The sequence below is a fragment of the Pseudomonas fluorescens genome, from assembly GCF_000968015.1.
GTDB classification, from domain to species: domain Bacteria; phylum Pseudomonadota; class Gammaproteobacteria; order Pseudomonadales; family Pseudomonadaceae; genus Aquipseudomonas; species Aquipseudomonas fluorescens_W.
This window is the reverse complement of sequence record NZ_LACH01000017.1, coordinates 368,072-386,752: the sequence shown is the minus strand read 5'-3', so window position 1 is coordinate 386,752 and position 18,681 is coordinate 368,072. Positions and strand designations below refer to the sequence as shown.

The 18,681-nt window shown below is 59.7% G+C and carries 16 protein-coding genes; 8 read left to right on the top strand and 8 right to left on the bottom strand.

What is annotated here, in order from left to right; translation table 11 throughout:
- The first annotated feature begins 7 nt into the window (after positions 1 to 7).
- Positions 8 to 1,558 carry a MocR-like pyridoxine biosynthesis transcription factor PdxR gene (pdxR, locus tag VD17_RS11440; protein ID WP_046053903.1) on the top strand — a complete coding sequence of 517 codons (1,551 nt, stop codon included), beginning with the start codon at positions 8 to 10 and terminating at the stop codon, positions 1,556 to 1,558.
- A gap of 158 nt (positions 1,559 to 1,716) precedes the next feature.
- Here the strand turns inward: pdxR and VD17_RS11435 are convergent, their stop codons facing one another.
- From VD17_RS11435 to aspA, 6 genes are all read right to left on the bottom strand, one after another.
- On the bottom strand, positions 1,717 to 2,817 hold the full coding sequence (locus VD17_RS11435) for a polyamine ABC transporter substrate-binding protein (RefSeq protein WP_046053902.1): 1,101 nt from the start codon (positions 2,815 to 2,817) through the stop codon (positions 1,717 to 1,719).
- Positions 2,818 to 2,829: 12 nt separating this feature from the next.
- The gene (locus VD17_RS11430) at positions 2,830 to 3,861 is read right to left on the bottom strand and encodes a histone deacetylase family protein (RefSeq protein WP_046053901.1); all 1,032 of its coding nucleotides are present in this window, start codon (positions 3,859 to 3,861) and stop codon (positions 2,830 to 2,832) included.
- A 277-nt stretch (positions 3,862 to 4,138) separates the two neighbouring features.
- Positions 4,139 to 5,131 carry an AraC family transcriptional regulator gene (locus VD17_RS11425; protein WP_046053900.1) on the bottom strand — a complete coding sequence of 331 codons (993 nt, stop codon included), beginning with the start codon at positions 5,129 to 5,131 and terminating at the stop codon, positions 4,139 to 4,141.
- Between the two features lie 163 nt (positions 5,132 to 5,294).
- Positions 5,295 to 6,299: an asparaginase gene (locus VD17_RS11420; RefSeq protein ID WP_046053899.1), complete on the bottom strand. Its 1,005-nt coding sequence runs from the start codon at positions 6,297 to 6,299 to the stop codon at positions 5,295 to 5,297.
- 145 nt (positions 6,300 to 6,444) lie between these two features.
- Entirely contained in the window at positions 6,445 to 7,896 is a 1,452-nt protein-coding gene (locus VD17_RS11415; protein ID WP_046053898.1) for an alanine/glycine:cation symporter family protein, read from the bottom strand.
- Positions 7,897 to 8,396: 500 nt separating this feature from the next.
- A complete protein-coding gene (aspA, locus tag VD17_RS11410; RefSeq protein WP_033059267.1) occupies positions 8,397 to 9,821 on the bottom strand; it encodes an aspartate ammonia-lyase in 1,425 nt (474 codons plus the stop codon).
- Between the two features lie 180 nt (positions 9,822 to 10,001).
- Between aspA and VD17_RS11405 the strand changes: the two genes are divergently transcribed.
- The 5 genes from VD17_RS11405 (at position 10,002) to VD17_RS11385 (ending at position 13,812) form a co-directional block, all read left to right on the top strand.
- Positions 10,002 to 10,919 (top strand): LysR substrate-binding domain-containing protein, encoded by a 918-nt coding sequence (locus VD17_RS11405; protein ID WP_046053897.1) that lies wholly within the window; start codon positions 10,002 to 10,004, stop codon positions 10,917 to 10,919.
- Between the two features lie 329 nt (positions 10,920 to 11,248).
- Entirely contained in the window at positions 11,249 to 11,740 is a 492-nt protein-coding gene (gene purE, locus VD17_RS11400) for a 5-(carboxyamino)imidazole ribonucleotide mutase (RefSeq protein ID WP_008150032.1), read from the top strand.
- 11 nt (positions 11,741 to 11,751) lie between these two features.
- Positions 11,752 to 12,834, top strand: coding sequence for a 5-(carboxyamino)imidazole ribonucleotide synthase (locus VD17_RS11395; RefSeq protein WP_046053896.1), 1,083 nt, complete (start codon positions 11,752 to 11,754; stop codon positions 12,832 to 12,834).
- Between the two features lie 106 nt (positions 12,835 to 12,940).
- Positions 12,941 to 13,186, top strand: a complete 246-nt coding sequence (locus tag VD17_RS11390) for a GlsB/YeaQ/YmgE family stress response membrane protein (RefSeq protein WP_008030708.1) — start codon at positions 12,941 to 12,943, stop codon at positions 13,184 to 13,186.
- A gap of 89 nt (positions 13,187 to 13,275) precedes the next feature.
- Positions 13,276 to 13,812, top strand: a complete 537-nt coding sequence (locus VD17_RS11385) for a DUF3299 domain-containing protein (protein WP_046053895.1) — start codon at positions 13,276 to 13,278, stop codon at positions 13,810 to 13,812.
- Positions 13,813 to 13,948: 136 nt separating this feature from the next.
- Here VD17_RS11385 and VD17_RS11380 read toward each other — a convergent pair whose 3' ends face one another.
- Together VD17_RS11380 and VD17_RS11375 are read right to left on the bottom strand one after the other, a co-directional pair.
- On the bottom strand, positions 13,949 to 14,848 hold the full coding sequence (locus tag VD17_RS11380; RefSeq protein WP_046053894.1) for a D-hexose-6-phosphate mutarotase: 900 nt from the start codon (positions 14,846 to 14,848) through the stop codon (positions 13,949 to 13,951).
- A 57-nt stretch (positions 14,849 to 14,905) separates the two neighbouring features.
- A complete protein-coding gene (locus VD17_RS11375) occupies positions 14,906 to 15,310 on the bottom strand; it encodes an acyl-CoA thioesterase (RefSeq protein ID WP_003177184.1) in 405 nt (134 codons plus the stop codon).
- A 363-nt stretch (positions 15,311 to 15,673) separates the two neighbouring features.
- Here VD17_RS11375 and VD17_RS11370 point away from each other — a divergent pair, with 363 nt between their 5' ends.
- Positions 15,674 to 16,972, top strand: a complete 1,299-nt coding sequence (locus VD17_RS11370) for an MFS transporter (protein ID WP_046053893.1) — start codon at positions 15,674 to 15,676, stop codon at positions 16,970 to 16,972.
- Between the two features lie 235 nt (positions 16,973 to 17,207).
- Positions 17,208 to 18,209 (top strand): phosphate ABC transporter substrate-binding protein PstS, encoded by a 1,002-nt coding sequence (locus tag VD17_RS11365; protein WP_046053892.1) that lies wholly within the window; start codon positions 17,208 to 17,210, stop codon positions 18,207 to 18,209.
- Positions 18,210 to 18,681: the final 472 nt, after the last annotated feature.

The window sequence follows — 18,681 nt, the reverse complement described above, 5'->3', positions numbered from 1 at the left end:
CATTGCTATGACCAGCGAGCCACTGTCCTTGTCATTCAACCCGGCCGGTATCGAACTCGATCGCCGTCAGGGTTTGAGCCGTCAGCTCTATCAAGCCTTGCGGATGCGAGTGCTCGACGGTCGGCTGGCCAGCGGTACGCGATTACCGGCCAGTCGCGATCTGGCGGCGGCGTTGTCGATTTCCCGAAACAGCGTGGTTCGGGCCTACGATCAGCTCTACGCCGAGGGCTTTATTGAAGGGCGTGTGGGTGACGGGACGTATGTCGCGCAATTGCCTCAATCAGTGCTGCCGGTGAAAAAACTATCCACAAAAGTATCCACAGGGTTGTCAACAGGGTTACCCACAGCCTTATCCACAAATTGGCTGGATTTACCTGTGGTTTCATCCAGCAAAGTTATCCACAGCGGCGCATTGGGACGGGTTGAAAGGAACCATTTGGCCTTGCCTCCCGTCGGTCCGCCCCGCGCATTTCGCGTGGGGGTTCCGGCTTTTGATCTGTTCCCTTTCGAGGTCTGGGCCAAGCTGAATGCGGCTTTCTGGCGTAAACCGGATCTCCAGCAGCTGTGTTACGGCGATCCGGCAGGCGACGCGCGATTACGCGGCTTGATTGCCGCGTATTTGCGCAGCTCCCGGGGGATGCAGTGCACGGCTGAGCAAATAGTGATCACCAGTGGCGCACAGCAGGGGATTAGCCTTTGTGCACAGCTGCTGGTAGAGCCGGGCGATGGCGTGGCGATCGAGAATCCGGGGTATCGGGCGGCGGGTCATGCGTTCGCCGTGGCCGGTGCGCGATTGCATGGGGTGGCGGTGGACAGCGAGGGCATCGACTGCATCGAATTGAACGGGCTTAACGATTGTCGACTGGCCTATGTCACGCCGTCGCATCAGTACCCGACCGGGGTGGTGATGAGTCTGGCGCGGCGGCTGGAGTTGTTGGCCTGGGCCGAGCGAACCGAGGGGTGGATCGTCGAGGATGATTACGATGGCGAGTATCGTTACAGCGGCGCGCCACTGGCACCGCTGGCGGCGCTTGATCGTCACGGGCGGGTGCTCTACGTCGGCACGTTCGGCAAAGTGGCTTTCCCGGCGTTGCGCCTGGGCTATCTGGTGCTGCCACCGGCATTGGTCGACGCTTTCGCTCAGCGTCGCGCGGTCGATGTTCGGCATTCCGAGGTGAGCACCCAGGCCGTCATGGCCGAGTTCATGGCGGCCGGGCATTTCCAGCGGCACATCCGCCGCATGCGCCGCGCCGCGTTGAGTCGCCGCAACACCTTGCTGGCCGGTTGGCCGAAAGACATTCCCGGCGTGGGTAACCTGCCCAGCGTGGCGGCTGGGTTGCATTTGACGGTTTCGGTCGAGAGCCTGGCCCGCGAGTCTGAGCTGGTGGCCCAGGCGGAAGCGGTGGGTGTCGAGATCAATGCTTTGAGCAACTATTGGCTGCCGGACTCGACCCGGCCAGCGGATCAGCGTGCCGGGTTGGTATTGGGCTTCGCTGCGGTGCCGGAGGCTGATATTGAGTCGGCGCTGATGCGGTTGCGTTCTGTTTGGTGTCGCTGATCAGCCGGTCGGTTATGGATTTGAGCACAGCAATCTTTGTGGGAGCGAGCTTGCTCGCGATAGCGGTATGACATTCAGCATTGGTGCTGACTGTTACAACGCTATCGCGAGCAAGCTCGCTCCCACAGGTTCTGTGCTTTAACTGACTGGCATACGCATCAAGTCCCTGACTTGATCTTGGTCCAGGCCCGGGTCCGCGCCCGCTCGGCGTCACGGGGCAGTGGTTGCAGGGTGTAAAGCGTACTCATCGCCGTTTCGGTCGGGTACAGGTTCGGGTTGTTGCGGATCGCCGGGTCGACCATTTCGGTGGCGTCCTTGTTCGGGTTCGGGTAGCCGACGAAGTCGCTGACCGGTGCAATCACCTGCGGCTGCAACAAGTAGTTGATGAAGGTGTAGGCGTCTTCCGGGTTCTTCGCGCCTTTGGGGATCGAAAGCATGTCGAACCAGATCGGCGCGCCTTCTTTCGGCAGGCGCATGTCGACGATCACGCCATTCTTGGCTTCCTTGGCGCGGTTGGCCGCCTGGGAGAAGCTGCCGGAATAACCGACCGCAACGCAGATGTCACCGTTGGCGATGTCGGCCATGTACTTCGAAGAATGGAAGTAGGTGACATACGGACGGATCTTCATCAGCAGCGCTTCAGCCTTTTCGTAGTCCGCCGGCTTCTTGCTGTTGGGGTCCAGACCCAGGTGCTGCAGGGCCAGTGGCAGGATCTCCGACGGCGAGTCAAGCAGGGCGACGCCGCACTGCTTGAGCTTGCTGATGTTCTCTTCCTTGAAGATCAGGTCCCAGCTGTCCACCGGTGCGTTGTCACCCAGCGCAGCCTTGATCTTGTCCGGGTTGAAGCCGATCAGGATGGTGCCGTACATGTACGGCACAGCAAATTTGTTGCCCGGATCGTTGGCTTCGATCAGCTTCATCAGCTTGGGATCGAGGTGGTTCCAGTTCGGCAGTTTGCTGCGGTCCAGAGGCTGGAACACACCGGCCTCGATCTGCTTGGCGAGGAACACGTTGGACGGCACCACCACGTCATAACCGGAGTTACCGGTCAGCAACTTGGCCTCCAGCGCTTCATTGGTGTCGAAGATGTCGTAGACCAGTTTGGTCTGGGTGTTCTGGACCTTGAAGTCTTCCAGCGCTTTGGGGGTGATGTAGTCGAACCAGTTGTAGACGCGCAACGTTCGCTCTTCAGCATGAACGGCGCCACTGAGCACCGTGGCGCACAGAGCGGGAGCGATAAAACGCTTGAGACTTTTCATTGTTCTAATTCCTCATTGGGCGCTTTCAAAACCTTCGAGAACGTTCACGGCATTGATGCCGATTTCTTCTACCGCGTAACCACCTTCCATCACGAACAGCGTCGGCTTGCCGAGGCCGGCGATGCGTGCGCCCATGGCCAGGTAATCCGGGCTGTCGAGCTTGAATTGGGAGATCGGATCGTCCTTGAACGTATCGACGCCCAGGGAGACGACGACGATATCGGCGCCGTACTTTTCGATCTCTTTGCAGGCTTGTTCCAGCGCGGCACTCCAACTGTCCCAACCGCTCCCGGCCGGCAAAGGGTAGTTGAAGTTGAAGCCTTCGCCGGCCCCTTCACCCAGCTCATCTTCATAGCCGAGGAAGAACGGGAACTCGGCTTCCGGATGACCGTGGATCGAAGTGAACAGCACATCACTGCGCTCGTAGAAAATCGATTGGGTGCCGTTGCCGTGGTGGTAGTCAACGTCGAGAATCGCGACCTTCTTATGGCCCTGATCGAGAAACGCCTGCGCAGCGATGGCGGCGTTGTTGAGGTAGCAATAACCGCCCATCAAATCGCTGGCGGCATGGTGTCCTGGTGGACGGCATAAAGCGAAGGCACTGCGGGCGCCGCGTTGAATGACGGCTTGAGCGGTCAGTGCGACTTGCGCCGCACTGTAAGCCGCTTGCCAGGTGCCGGCAGTAATCGGTGCGCCGCCGTCGAAGCTGTAATAGCCGAGTTGGCCGTGCAGGCTGGTGGGCATGATCCGACGCAGGGTGCGGGCCGGCCAGGTGTAGGGCAGCAAGTCGCCGTCGGTACCGAATTCGGTCCAGCGCGCCCAGGCACCTTTGAAGAAGTCTAGGTAGTCGCGGCTGTGGACGCGCGCGATCGGGTCGAGGCCGAAATCCTGGGGCGCCTCCACAGGGCCGAGGTCGCGGTACTGCACGCGCTGCAGAACATGGTCGGCTCGCGAAGGCATTTCGAAGCAGGGCATCAGTTGCCCGTCCATCAATTCACAACGGCCGTGGTGCAGGTGGTGATCGTCCGAGTAGATCGTCAGCATTTCTTGTTCTCCGCAGGCTGATTCGGTTGAACACAGTCTTGCGGCGCGCGACGTTTGAGAGAACGGCAGGAAAGGCCAAAAGGGGATCGATATGGCCAAAAACTTTGACCGAAATTCGCCCCCTTATTGAGTTCTTGAGGGCGCCATTGTCGGAGCGCCGCCCGAAGCAAGCTCGCTCCCACAGTGGTTCTGCGTCGGACACAAAATCAGTGTTCGCTGAAGATCAAATGTGGGAGCGAGCTTGCTCGCGATAGCAATAGTTAAGACAACACTTCATTCAGGGCCGGAACTGACTCGGTGCCACACCACTCCAGCGCACAAAGGCATGGCGGAAACTAGCGGTCTCGCTGAACCCCAGCGCTTCTGCAATCCGATAGATCGGCAGTTCGTCCTCGCAGAGCATGTGTTTGGCACGCTCGAACCGCAGTTCATCGAGCAACTCTTGATAGCTGCATCCCAGGTCCTTCAGGTGCCGGCGCAATGTGCGCGCCGAGCAGTTCAGCTGTTCAGCCAGCCCATCCAGGCCCGGCGCCGCGCTCAATTGTGCCGCGAGGAGTTGGCGGATGCGCCCCAGCCAAGCCTGGCGTCCGGTGAACTCGGTATTCTGTTTGCGGCAGCGTTCGGCCATGGCTTGATGGGTGATTGCATCGGCCAGAGGCAGGGGATGATCGAGCCAGCGTTTATCAAAGCCGAAGGCATTGCACGCAGCGTCGAACTGCAAGGGGCAATCGAAACGTTCGGTGTAGCGTGCCTGATAGTCCGGTGCCGGGTATTCGAAGCGGGCGCCAAGCAGCGGCAACGGTTGGCCGAGCAGGTCTTCGCAAGTGACCTTCATCGAAACCAGGCAAAACTCGACATTGAATGGCGCCAGCGCAGGGTTTTCCCGATAGTCGCCAGCGGTGAGCCAGATGCGCTCGTTATCTTCTTCCAGGCTCAACTCGAACAGTGTTCCCAATAGCGCCGGATAGTGCAGTGCCAGCCGCAAGGCGTCACCTAAAGTGGCGCTGGTGAGTAAGGCGTACCCGAGCATGCCATAGGACGAAACATGCATTCGCCGGCCCAGTTCGAGGCCGATGTCACGCTTGAGCGCGACGGCGTTGGCGCAGACCTGCATCTCCTGATTGGTGGTGATGCGCGTGTCCGCCCGGCTCAGATCCGCCGCGCTGATGCCGCTGCCGGCCAGCAGCGCTTCGCTGGACAAGCCCTCGTCCTTGAAGGTGTTGAGCACCAGAGAGACAGCGTTGAGGGTGGTGAGGTGGGAGTGGAGCATGGGGTGTTCCAGCCATTGGATGCTGGAACGGCAGCAAGTTACATGCCTGATGATCCCCTGTGGGAGCGAGCTTGCTCGCGATAGCGGCAGATCATCCAGCATTAATGTCGCCTGACCCACCGCTATCGCGAGCAAGCTCGCTCCCACAGGGTTTTGCAGGGTGTCAGATGAGTTCGCCGCACAGGTCGAGCTCTACAAGACGACGCACTTCAGCGTTATCCAGATTTGCACCCAGCAATCCGTGCAACTTGCCGAACGCGGCTTCACGGGTCATGCCACCACCCGAAAGCACGCCTGCACCGCGTAACCGACTACCGGCCTCATAAACATCCAACTCGACGCCACCTTCATGGCATTGGGTGACGGCTACAACCACAACACCCTTGTCCCGCGCCCGTTCCAGGCTGGCGAGGAACTCTGAGTTGTCGCTCGGTCCGGTGCCGCTGCCGTAGCACTCCAACACCAGGCCCTGAATGCCGCTGTCGAGCAGGCCGTCCAATATCTCGGCGCCGATACCGGGGAACAACGGCAACACAGCGACTTTCGCCAATTGCTTGGGCTGGTTGTAGGTCAGCGATGCCGGTATTGAAGACGCCTTCGCACCACCACCCTGACGCTCAAGACGCTTGAATGGATGGCGACCGAAACTGCGCACCTTCGCGCAACGCGTTGGGTCCAGCAGTTCGCCGTGGAAGTACAGATGAACGCCCGGCGCAAGGCCGTGACCCAGTGCAACCAGCGCGCCACTGAGGTTTTCCCAGGCATCGCTGTCGGCTACGCCGGCCGGCAGCATCGAGCCGGTGAACACCACGCGGGCATGCAGGCCGAGCAGCTGAAAGCTCATGGCCGCAGCGCTGTAGGCGAGGGTGTCGGTGCCGTGCAGGATCAGTACGCTGTCGCAACTCTGGACATCGACGGCGTCGACCACCGCTTCACGCAGTTGCTGCCAGTAATCAGGGGTCATGTTGGCGCTGTCGATCAGCGGCGACATCTCGCGAAAGCGCCACTGCGGCACGACAAGGTCAGGCTGGCCGTGCAGATACTCGCGCATCCGGGCTTCGAAACCAGAAGCAGGGGCCAGGCCGTGAGCACTGGCTTGCATACCGATGGTGCCGCCGGTGTAGAGCACCATGACGTGCTGGGCGGCGGGGTAGGTCGAGGAATTCATGGAGATACTCCGAGAACAATGAACTTCCCCTTGTAGGAGTGAGCCTGCTCGCGATGAGGGCGTGTCAGGCAGCATTAATGCTGGCTGATAGACCGCTATCGCGAGCAGGCTCACTCCTACAGGGGATTGTGCGCACTTTAACCGATCAGCGTTGCGCTGCGGGTACGCCTTGCGGCTCAACTGTGGTCTTGGGAGCGGCAGCCGGCGGATTGGCTGGCCAGGCTTTCAAGTCCAGGTCCAGGTCCGGGAATTTGCTCGAATCGAACACGGGCGTCTTGATGCCGGCAGCGCGCTGGTCATCGTAGTCACGCAGGATGCGCATGCCGACTTTGAACAGCAGGAACAGCGCGATCAGGTTCACGAACGCCAGCAGGGTCATAGTGATGTCTGCGAAGGCGAACACCGTGCCCAGGTTCTCGATCGCACCCCAGAAGATCAACACCAGTACCAATGCGCGGTAGCCGATCAACGCCTTGCGGTTTTCACCGATCAGGAAGCGCAGGTTGCTCTCGCCCAGATAGTAGTTGTAGAGGATCGAGGTGAACACGAACAACGACAGGGCCACGGAGATGAAACTCCGGCCCCAGTCACCGACCACGGCGGCCAGAGAGTTCTGGGTCAGGGCAATGCCGTCGCCTTCGAAGCCCGGGGTGTAGAAGCCCGAGAGCAGGATCAGCAACGCGGTGCAGGTGCAGATCACGAAGGTGTCGAGGAACACGCTGAACGCCTGAACCACACCTTGTGCCACCGGGTGTTCGACCGACGCGACCGCAGCCACGTTTGGCGCACTGCCCAGGCCTGCTTCGTTGGCGAACACGCCACGCTTCACGCCCATGACGATGGCGCTGCCGATCAGGCCGCCGAAGGCTTGATCCAGACCGAAGGCGCTTTTGACGATGGTCATCAGCATCGCTGGAACATGGTCGATTTGCAGCACGATCACGTAAATGGTCACGCCGATGTACACCAGGGTTTTCACCGGCACCAGCAGGTCAGCGACCTTGGCGATGCGCTTGATACCACCGATGAACACCAGACCCAACAATACCGCCAGGGCCAGGCCGGTCCAGGTGGTGTCGAGGCCGAAAGCGTTGTTCAGCGAGTGGGTCACGGCGTGGGATTGCAGACCGTTGAAGGCGAAGCCGAACGTGATCAGCAGCAGGAACGCCATGATCATGCCCAGCCAGCGTTTCTGCAGGCCGTGCTGGATGTAATAGGACGGGCCGCCACGGTATGTGCCGTCGGAGTCGCAGCGCTTGTAGAGCTGGCCGAGGGAGCATTCGAAGAAGCTGCTGGACATGCCGACGAGCGCGGTCACCCACATCCAGAACACAGCACCCGGACCACCCAGGGTCACGGCGATACCGACACCGGCGATGTTACCCGCACCGACGCGGCCGGCGAGGCTGAGCATCAGGGCCTGAAACGAACTGAGTTGGCCGGCGCTGCTTTTGAGACTGTCGCGGAATACCGCAAACATGTGGAAGAAGTGACGCAATTGAACGAAACGCGAGCGGATCGTGAAGTAGCTACCGAGCCCGACAATGAGCACGATCAGTACTTTCCCTGAGAGGAAGTCGTTAATGACTTCGAGCATGGATTATTCCTCGCTGTTTTTTGTGTAGGCAAATGCTGGGCGGTCAGAAACATCGCGTTACACCGCTTTGCGCGCGGCAAAACAGGCGAGGCGAAGGTTCGTCCCGATTTCATATTGCGGGTTTGTTATTAGTTCGGGTTTCGCATGGGTTTGGGCCTCGTTACCGACGACCGCTCACGCGAAGAGGGGCGGCACTATACCGATGAGCGTGCCGTCCGTCTGCACGGTTGTGGTGCATTCGGTGAAACTAAGCCTATGAAACACCTAACATTTTTGGTGTCAGGCTCTTGTGGGAGCGAGCTTGCTCGCGATGCAGACGCTGCGGTTTTTCTGTTACACCGCGTTATCGTTCATCGCGAGCAAGCTCGCTCCCACAGAAGACGGTTGGGGTGTCCGAGAGTTAAAAAAAAGGGCCTGGGGAATAAATCCCCAAGCCCTCAAAAGGCGAGAGGTGTCTAGTCCCTCGACCTGGTGAGCGGTGCTACAAGTAACGCGTCGGTTCAGGCTTTAAGCGGAACCAGACGCGGAGCAATCATGTTTTCCGGGCGCAGGATGTCGGCGAGCATTTCGTCGTCGAGCAAGCCTTCTTCGCGCACCAGTTCCAGCACGCCACGGCCGCTTTCGAGGGCGATACGGGCAATACGGGTGGCGTTTTCATAGCCGATGTACGGGTTCAGCGCGGTGACCAGACCGATCGAGTGCTCGACCAGTTCACGGCAACGCTCTTCGTTGGCGGTGATGCCGACGATGCAGTGCTCGCGCAGCATGTCCATGGCGCGTTGCAGCAGGCGGATCGAGTCGAAGATCTTGAACGCGATCAGCGGCTCCATCACGTTCAGTTGCAACTGGCCGCCTTCGGCCGCGATGGTCAGGGCCAGGTCGTTGCCGATGATCTGGAACGCCACCTGGTTAACCGCTTCCGGGATAACCGGGTTGACCTTGCCGGGCATGATCGAGCTGCCTGGCTGACGCGCTGGCAGGTTGATTTCGTTGATGCCGGTGCGTGGGCCGCTGGACAGCAGGCGCAGGTCGTTGCAGATCTTCGACAGCTTGACCGCGGTGCGCTTGAGCATGCCGGAGAACAGCACGAAGGCGCCCATGTCGGAGGTGGCTTCGATCAGGTCGGCGGCCGGAACCAGCGGTTGACCGCTGATCAGCGCCAGACGCTCAACGGCCAGGTGCTGGTAACGCGGGTCGGCGTTGATGCCGGTACCGATCGCGGTGCCGCCCAGGTTCACTTCGGTCAGCAGTTCAGGCGCCAGTGTTTTCAGACGCGCCAGATCTTCGCTCAGGGTTGTGGCGAAGGCACGGAATTCTTGACCCAGGGTCATCGGCACGGCGTCTTGCAGCTGGGTACGGCCCATCTTCAATACGTGGCTGAACTCAACACCTTTGGCAGCGAAGGCCTGGATCAGGCTGTCGAGGCTGGCCAGCAGCGCGTCATGACCCAGCAGCAGACCCAGACGGATCGCGGTCGGATAGGCGTCGTTGGTCGACTGCGCCATGTTCACGTCGTTGTTCGGGTGCAGGTATTGGTATTCGCCCTTCTGGTGACCCATGGCCTCCAGCGCGATGTTGGCGATGACTTCGTTGGCATTCATGTTGGTTGAAGTGCCAGCGCCGCCTTGAATCATGTCCACCACGAACTCTTCGTGGAAATCGCCGCGGATCAAACGTGCACAGGCTTCGCTGATGGCAGCGTGCTTGGCTTCGCTCAGGTGACCCAGCTCGCGGTTGGCGTCAGCGGCAGCCTGTTTGACCATTGCCAGGCCGACAACCAGCTTCGGGTAATGCGAAATCGGAACGCCGGAGAGACGGAAGTTGTTCACCGCTCGCAGGGTCTGGATGCCGTAATACGCTTGAGCAGGTACTTCGAGTACGCCAAGCAGGTCTTTTTCTGTGCGGAAAGATGCAGCGGAAGACATGATAGAAATCATCTCGATATGGACCCGGGCTGTGCCGGAACACTGCAAATGCTAGGCTTGTGGAGAATTTTGGGCCAATGCTGTTAAACACTAGCCTATGCACATTCGGCATAATGCGCGTGTGACGCCGTGTCTGCGGCGAGCGTGTGACCTAAATTGGTGCGTGTCCGGGAGGACGTGATGAACCTTGAAAGTAAATGGCTGGAGGACTTTAGTGCTCTGGCCGCCACCCGCAGCTTCTCCCAGGCTGCCGAACGCCGCTTCGTGACTCAGCCGGCGTTCAGTCGGCGGATCCGCAGCCTTGAAGCCGCGCTGGGGCTGACCCTGGTCAATCGCTCGCGCACGCCGATCGAGCTGACGGCGGCGGGGCAGTTGTTTCTGGTTACCGCGCGAACGGTGGTCGAGCAGCTTGGTGAAGTGTTGCGTCACCTTCATCACCTGGAAGGCGGGCAGGGCGAGGTGATGCAAGTCGCCGCCGCTCACTCCCTGGCGTTGGGGTTCTTCCCGCGCTGGATTGCGCAATTGCGTAATGAAGGCCTGAACATCGCGACGCGGCTGGTGGCAACCAACGTCGGTGATGCGGTGCATGCCCTGCGCGAAGGCGGTTGCGATCTGATGCTCGCATTTTACGACCCGGATGCCGCGATGCAGATGGACCCGGAAATCTTCCCATCGCTACACCTTGGCGACACCGAAATGCTCCCGGTCTGCGCGGCGGACGCCGAGGGCAAGCCGCTGTTCGACCTGGAAGGCGAAGGCAGTGTGCCGCTGCTCGCTTACAGCGCTGGTGCGTTTCTTGGGCGTTCGGTGAACATGCTGCTGCGCCAGCGTGCGCTGCGCTTCACCACCATCTACGAGACGGCCATGGCCGACAGCCTTAAAAGCATGGCGCTGGAAGGATTGGGCATTGCCTGGGTGCCGCGGCTCAGCGTGCGCGCCGAACTGGCTCGAGGTGAACTGGTGGTTTGCGGCGGCCCGCAATGGCATGTGCCGCTGGAGATTCGCTTGTACCGCTGCGCGCTGGTGCGCAAGGCGAATGTGCGGTTGCTGTGGCGCAAACTTGAAGGCGGCGCCGCCCAAGGCACAACCGGTTCTTGAAAACAACGTAGAACCCTGTGGGAGCGAGCTTGCTCGCGATGAGGCCGTCATATCCGACATCAATGTTGATGGTTCGGCCGCCATCGCGAGCAAGCTCGCTCCCACAGGGATTGGTGGTGTAATTGATTGACCTTCGAGTCAATAAAACCGGGACTTTGGCCCGAATGACAGATGGTCGCTATGGGGGCTGTTTATCTGCTTCATTGAGGTATACTGCGCGGCCTTCGGCCGGTTCGTCCGGCCATAATTCGTACAATCAAGCCACGCATTTTGCGTGGCTTGTTGTTTTTTGACGCGCCTGCGGGCGCCCAGAGAGAAGAGGCACGACGATGAGTGCACTGGTTGGCGTGATCATGGGCTCCAAGTCCGATTGGTCCACCCTTAGCCACACCGCCGATATGCTGGAAAAGCTCGGCATTCCTTACGAGGTGAAAGTGGTCTCTGCCCACCGCACCCCGGACCTGCTCTTCCAGTACGCCGAAGAGGCTGAGGCGCGCGGCATCGAGGTGATCATCGCCGGTGCTGGCGGCGCGGCTCACTTGCCAGGCATGTGTGCGGCCAAGACCCACCTGCCGGTACTGGGCGTGCCGGTACAGTCGTCGATGCTCTCGGGCGTCGATTCGCTGCTGTCCATCGTGCAGATGCCCGCGGGCATTCCGGTCGCCACCCTGGCCATCGGCAAGGCTGGCGCGATCAACGCAGCGTTGCTCTCGGCGAGTATCCTCGGCGCCAAGCACCCGCAGTTCCACGCGGTGCTGAAAAAATTCCGCGCTGAGCAGACAGACAGCGTCCTGGAAAATCCAGACCCACGCATCGCCTGAGGTTGTTGACGATGAAGATCGGTGTAATCGGTGGCGGCCAGTTGGGTCGCATGTTGGCGCTGGCGGGCACTCCGCTGGGCATGAACTTCGCTTTCCTGGACCCCGCGCCGGATGCTTGCGCAGCCGCGTTGGGCGAACACCTGCGGGCCGATTACGGCGATCAGGATCACCTGCGTCAGCTGGCCGATGAAGTCGATCTGGTGACTTTCGAGTTCGAAAGCGTCCCGGCCGAAACCGTGGCCTTCCTGTCGCAATTCGTCCCGGTCTACCCGAGCGCCGAAGCGCTGCGCATCGCCCGTGATCGCTGGTTCGAGAAGAGCATGTTCAAGGACCTGGGGATTCCTACCCCGGCGTTCGCCGACATTCAATCGCAAGCCGATCTGGACGCTGCCGTGGCTTTGATCGGTCTGCCGGCCGTGCTGAAAACCCGCACCCTGGGTTACGACGGCAAGGGCCAGAAGGTCCTGCGCAAGCCTGAAGATGTGGTCGGTACGTTCGCCGAACTGGGCAGCGTGGCCTGCCTGCTGGAAGGTTTCGTGCCGTTTACCGGTGAAGTTTCGTTGATCGCCGTGCGTGCTCGCGATGGCGAAACCAGGTTCTATCCGCTGGTTCACAATACCCACGACAGCGGCATCCTCAAACTGTCCGTGGCCAGCACCGATCACCCGTTGCAGGCCTTGGCGGAAGACTATTCCAGCCGTGTGCTCAAGCAGCTGAATTATGTCGGCGTGATGGCGTTTGAGTTCTTTGAAGTCGACGGTGGCCTCAAGGCTAACGAGATTGCTCCACGTGTGCACAACTCGGGTCACTGGACCACTGAAGGTGCCGAGTGCAGCCAGTTCGAAAACCACCTGAGGGCCGTTGCCGGTCTGCCGTTGGGTTCGACGGCCAAGGTCGGCGAGAGCGCGATGCTGAACTTCATCGGTAAAGTGCCGGAGACCGAGAAAGTCCTGGCCATTGCCGATTGCCATCTGCATCACTATGGCAAGGCGTTCAAGGTCGGTCGCAAGGTCGGTCACGCCAACCTGCGCTGCGCCGACAAGGCCACGCTAGAGCAGCAGATCCTCAAGGTCGAGGCGCTTATCGCCGAATAGTTTCATGTGACAGCGGCGGAACCATTCAGGGACCGCCGTTCTCTCATGGCAGGATGCCAAAGTCTGACTAGTCTTTCGCATAGCCATTCAATCAGAGGGAAATGTCATGGGAATTATCGGAACCATCTTTATCGGCTTGATCGTCGGCTTGCTGGCTCGGTTCCTGAAACCGGGCGATGACAGCATGGGCTGGATCATGACCATCCTGCTCGGTATCGGCGGTTCGCTGGCGGCCACTTATGGCGGCCAGGCTCTGGGCATCTACCAGGCTGGTCAAGGTGCAGGCTTCATCGGTGCGCTGGTTGGCGCGGTGGTGTTGCTGGTGATCTACGGTTTGATCAAAAAGAACTGATCCAAAGCGACAAAGCCCCCTCTGCGCCGCACGCAGAGCGGGCTAGAATGCTCGGCGTTGCACTGTCCTCTCCTTTGCCGAGCACCTCCATGCGCCGTCTTTTACTGACTTTCCTTTTATTGGGCTCGGGCCTCGCCCATGCCGGCGAACTGCCGGAAACCGACTGGCTCGAACTGATGCCCAAGTCGGACCAGAAAGCCCTCGAGGCCATGCCCGAAATCGACCACAACTCCCCCGAAGCCAATGGCACCTTTACCAAAAAGGGTGGCATGAAGCAGAGCAAGGGCTTGCCGGCGGTGATGTATTCGACCAAAACCGTGCCGTCGATGAACGACAAGAACATCCGCATCGGTGGTTATCCGGTGCCGCTGGAGTCCGACGCCAAGGGCCACAGCACATTGTTCTTCCTCGTGCCGTATCCGGGCGCCTGCATTCACGTACCGCCGCCGCCACCTAATCAATTGGTGTTGGTGCGTTATCCGAAAGGTTTGAAGCTGAATGACATCTATACACCGCTGTGGGTGACCGGCACGCTGAAGGTAGAGAAGGTCAACAACGACCTGGCTGACGCAGCGTATGCGCTGGATGCGGCGAAGGTGCGGGTGGTGAAGGAATCGGATTTGTAACGCGCCAGTCAGGCTGACAAAGATCAACTGTGGGAGCGAGCTTGCTCGCGATGGCGGTGTAACAGTCAACATTGATGTTGAATGTTATGCCCTCATCGCGAGCAAGCTCGCTCCCACATTGGTTCTGGGGTGTTGCTTATAGAGATTTGCTGGCGATGCTCACGCCTAAGGTATGGCTCGCACCCGGCGCCAGCGTCACCACATCATCCATCACATTCGCCGTTTCAATGCACAGCATGCGCTGCCAGCCATCGTCGGCCATGTCACTGAACGCCGCAGCGCGTTCAATCCACGGATTCCAGATCACCGCCGAGCGTGAACCGCTGCTGGTCAGCTCGATGCGCCGTTCCCAGGCCGGATCGACAATGCTCAGCTTCGCCGGGGTATTGAGATAGATACGATCGGTCTCACCGGCAAAACGCAGATCGCCGGTCTGAGTGACGGTTTTCCAGTCGTCCAGGGTTTCGATGTAACTCAAGCCATCCAGCCCTTCGACATGCACTTCGCGTACATCGCTGACCGCGAAATAGCTGTGCAGCGCCTGGCTGATGGTGACTTTGTCAGCGCCCTGGTTATGGCTGGTCAGGCTGATGTGCAGTTGCTCATCCAGACGAATGCTCAGCTTCAAATCCACTTGATGCGGCCAGCCTGGCAAGCCGCCTTCAGGGTATGGCAGAACAAACTCCACCTTCAGGCTTTCGCCCTCGGTTTCAATGCCGCCCAGCTCCCAGTCCATCGCCCTTACCAGCCCGTGGGCGGTCGGCGCTTCGTTGCTGACGCGCATCGCCTGAACGCTCTGCGGGTTGCGCGGCAGATTGCCGAACCACGGCCAGCACACCGGAACCCCGGCGCGTATGCTCTTGCCCGTCTTGAACACGGCCTCGTCGTTGAGCCAGATCAGCGGCGGTTGCCCGGCCACTTGATAACTGAGGATGTGCGCGCCCTGCTGGGCAACCAGCAGTTCGGCCTGACCGTGGCGGATGCGCCAGCAGTTCAGTTCATCCAGTTTCACGGCTTCAACGTTGGGCGTGCTCATGGGGCAACTCTCGATCAGGAACAATGACTGCAATGGACCGCAAAAAGGTCGCAGTGTTTAACGCGCTCTAGGCGGAACCGAACGGGTGCGACCGCTGCCGTCGATGGCGACGAACACAAACACGGCTTCAGTCACTTTACGCCACTCGCTGGACAGCGGATCGTCACTCCAGACTTCGACCATCATCTGAATCGAGCTGCGGCCGATTTCCAGCGCCTGGGTATAGAAGGAGAGCTGAGCGCCCACCGCTACCGGAACCAGAAACGCCATGCGGTCGATCGCAACCGTAGCCACGCGGCCACCCGCAACTTTGCTGGCCATCGCGGTGCCGGCCAAATCCATCTGCGACACCAGCCAACCGCCGAAAATATCGCCAAAGCCGTTGGTTTCGCGAGGGAGCGCGGTAATTTGCAGGGCAAGGTCGCCTTGCGGGATTGGATCTTCTTGTTCGAGCTCTATCATGCCGGGGGTGCCTCTGACCCGTGACTCTCATTGGTACTTCAGGTGAATAGCCGTCTCAAAGAAAAACGATTCACCCCGAACATACTACGTTCGTCACGTTTTTCGTAAGGCGCCTAAAGGGAAACTCTGCGAAATCGGCTGACGGCTGCCAACGACGTTTTCGCACAGCAACCCCTTACAAGCAGATGCAGGATTGCGAGTATATCGGTCGGTAGACTCCGAGACGACCGTCCGGTTCTCATTTCGACCGTCAAATACGCACCTCTATGTGCTTTTTCGAACAATTTGCTATCGTGCCGGACCTGCCCAAGCCTCAGCCAGCGTTGTTGGGGTTGCAGATCCGACTATAAGAGAAGCCTTGCCATGACCACAGCGCCTTCGAGCATCGCGCAGCCAACCCAGTCCGCACGTCCGCTGACTCGCAACGACTACAAGACCTTGTCGCTGTCTGCCTTGGGCGGCGCGCTGGAGTTTTACGATTTCATCATCTTCGTGTTCTTCGCCACGGTGGTCGGCAAGCTGTTCTTCCCGGCCGACATGCCCGAGTGGCTGCGTTTGATGCAGACCTTCGGGATCTTTGCCGCCGGCTACCTCGCGCGACCTTTGGGCGGCATTGTCATGGCGCACTTCGGCGACCTGCTGGGACGCAAGAAGATGTTCACCCTGAGCATTTTCATGATGGCGGTGCCGACCCTGATCATGGGTTTGCTGCCGACTTATGCGCAGATCGGCATGTGGGCACCCATCCTGTTGCTGCTGATGCGGGTGATTCAAGGCGCCGCGATTGGCGGTGAAGTGCCGGGCGCATGGGTATTCGTTTCCGAACACGTGCCGCAACGCCACATTGGCTACGCCTGCGGCACCCTGACCTGCGGCCTGACGGCCGGTATCCTGCTGGGCTCGCTGGTCGCCACCGCAATCAACAGCATTTACACCCCGGTTGAAGTTTCGGATTACGCCTGGCGGATTCCGTTTCTGCTGGGTGGCGTGTTCGGCCTGTTCTCGGTTTACCTGCGCCGCTGGCTGCACGAGACTCCGGTGTTCGCCGAGCTGCAACTGCGCAAGGCCCTGGCAGAAGAAGTGCCGCTGCGCGCCGTGTTGCGCGACCATCGCGGGGCGATCCTGATTTCCATGCTGCTGACCTGGCTGCTGTCTGCCGGCATCATCGTCGTCATCCTGATGACCCCGACCGTGCTGCAGACCGTCTACCACTTCTCGCCAACCACCGCGTTGCAGGCCAACAGCCTGGCGATCGTGTTTCTGAGCCTGGGCTGCGTCGCCTCAGGTGCGCTGGCTGACCGCTTCGGTGCTGGTCGGGTGTTTGTATTTGGCAGTGCCGCGTTGCTGATCAGTTCGTGGACCTTCTACCACAGCCTGTTCAACCACCCTGACTGGCTGTTCCCGATGTACGCCTTGACCGGCTTGCTGGTCGGCACCATCGGTGCGGTGCCATATGTGATGGTCAAAGCCTTCCCGGCGGTGGTGCGCTTCAGCGGGCTGTCGTTCTCCTACAACCTGGCCTACGCCATCTTCGGCGGCCTGACCCCAATGGTTGTCACCTTGTTGCTCAAGGAAAGCCCGATGGGGCCTGCCTATTACGTAGCGATCATTTGCGGTGTCGGTGTTCTTGTGGGTGCGTACCTCTGGAAGAAGGGGCGTTAATCGACCCCTTTCTTTGACTGTACCGGCCTCATCGTCGGAACGCCGCCCGGAGCAAGCTCGCTCCCACATTGGTTCTGTGATCACCGCAGATCCCCTGTGGGAGCGACGCGAATTATCCTGCAATAAGCCCAATGCTGGCCTTTCATCTAATTGTCATATTTCAGCCATAGAGTGTTCACACGGCCTGCTGATACTTGGCCCCGACTTAACACACCCTATCTGCTAGGAGTAAGGCATGAAACTGAAGCGTTTGATGGCGGCAATGACTTTTGTCGCTGCTGGCGTTGCGACTGCCAACGCGTTCGCCGCTGTTGACCCGTCGATCCCGAGCTACACCAAGACCACTGGTGTGTCGGGCAACCTGTCCAGCGTCGGCTCCGATACCCTGGCCAACCTCATGACCCTGTGGGCTGAGAACTACAAAAAAGAATACCCGAACGTAAACATTCAGATTCAGGCCGCTGGCTCCGCCACTGCGCCGCCTGCGCTGACTGAGGGCACCGCTAACCTGGGCCCGATGAGCCGCAAGATGAAGGACACCGAACTGGCTGCCTTCGAGCAGAAGTACGGCTACAAGCCAACCGCTATCCCGGTTGCCGTGGACGCCCTGGCAATCTTCGTCCACAAGGACAACCCGATCCAGCACCTGACCATGGAACAAGTTGACGCGATCTTCTCGTCCACTCGTCTGTGCGGCGCTAAAACCGACGTGAAAACCTGGGGCGACCTGGGCGTGACCGGCGACCTGGCCAACAAGCCGGTTCAGCTGTTCGGTCGTAACTCGGTATCCGGCACCTACGGCTACTTCAAAGAAGAAGCCCTGTGCAAAGGTGACTACAAGCCAAACGTCAACGAACAACCAGGTTCGGCTTCGGTCGTGCAGTCGATCAGCTCCTCGCTGAACGGCGTTGGTTACTCGGGCATCGGCTACAAAACCGCTAGCGTGAAGACTGTGGCCCTGGCCAAGAAAGGCACCACTGAATTCATCGAAGACACCGAAGAAAACGCCCTGAACGGCAAGTACCCGCTGTCGCGTTTCCTCTACGTTTACGTCAACAAAGCCCCGAACAAGCCTCTGGCTCCGCTGGAAGCTGAGTTCGTGAAACTGGTTCTGTCCAAACAGGGCCAGGAAGTTGTAGTGAAAGACGGCTACATCCCACTGCCGGCCAAGGTTGCTGCAAAAGCACTGGCTGACCTGGGTCTGCAGGAAGGTGGCGCTGAAGTCGCAAAAAAGTAAAACCCTAGGTTCGGGGTAAACCCGGGCCTGTGTAGGAGCTGTCGAGGGAACCGAGGCTGCGATCTTTTGATCTGGCTTCCAACTGCAAGATCAAAAGATCGCAGCCTCGTTTCACTCGACAGCTCCTACAGCCCCCAAATTTTCGATCCACTGCCAGTTTCCACGGGCGGCGGATTTGTTGCGTCACTGCACTGTCATCTTTCTGTCATACAGGATCGCTAGGGTGTGCGAATGAATGATCTGGCCAATTCCACCATGACTACAAATCCCCCCAAGCGAATTGACTTCAATACGCCTGAGCTGCAACGCAAGCGCCGCATCCGCGCGCTCAAAGATCGCCTGACCCGTTGGTACGTCCTCGTGGGCGGCCTCGCCGTTCTCGGCGCGATCACGCTGATCTTTTTCTTCCTTGCTTACGTTGTCGCTCCCCTGTTTCAGGGCGCCGACCTGACCGCCAAGGACGCCATCACGC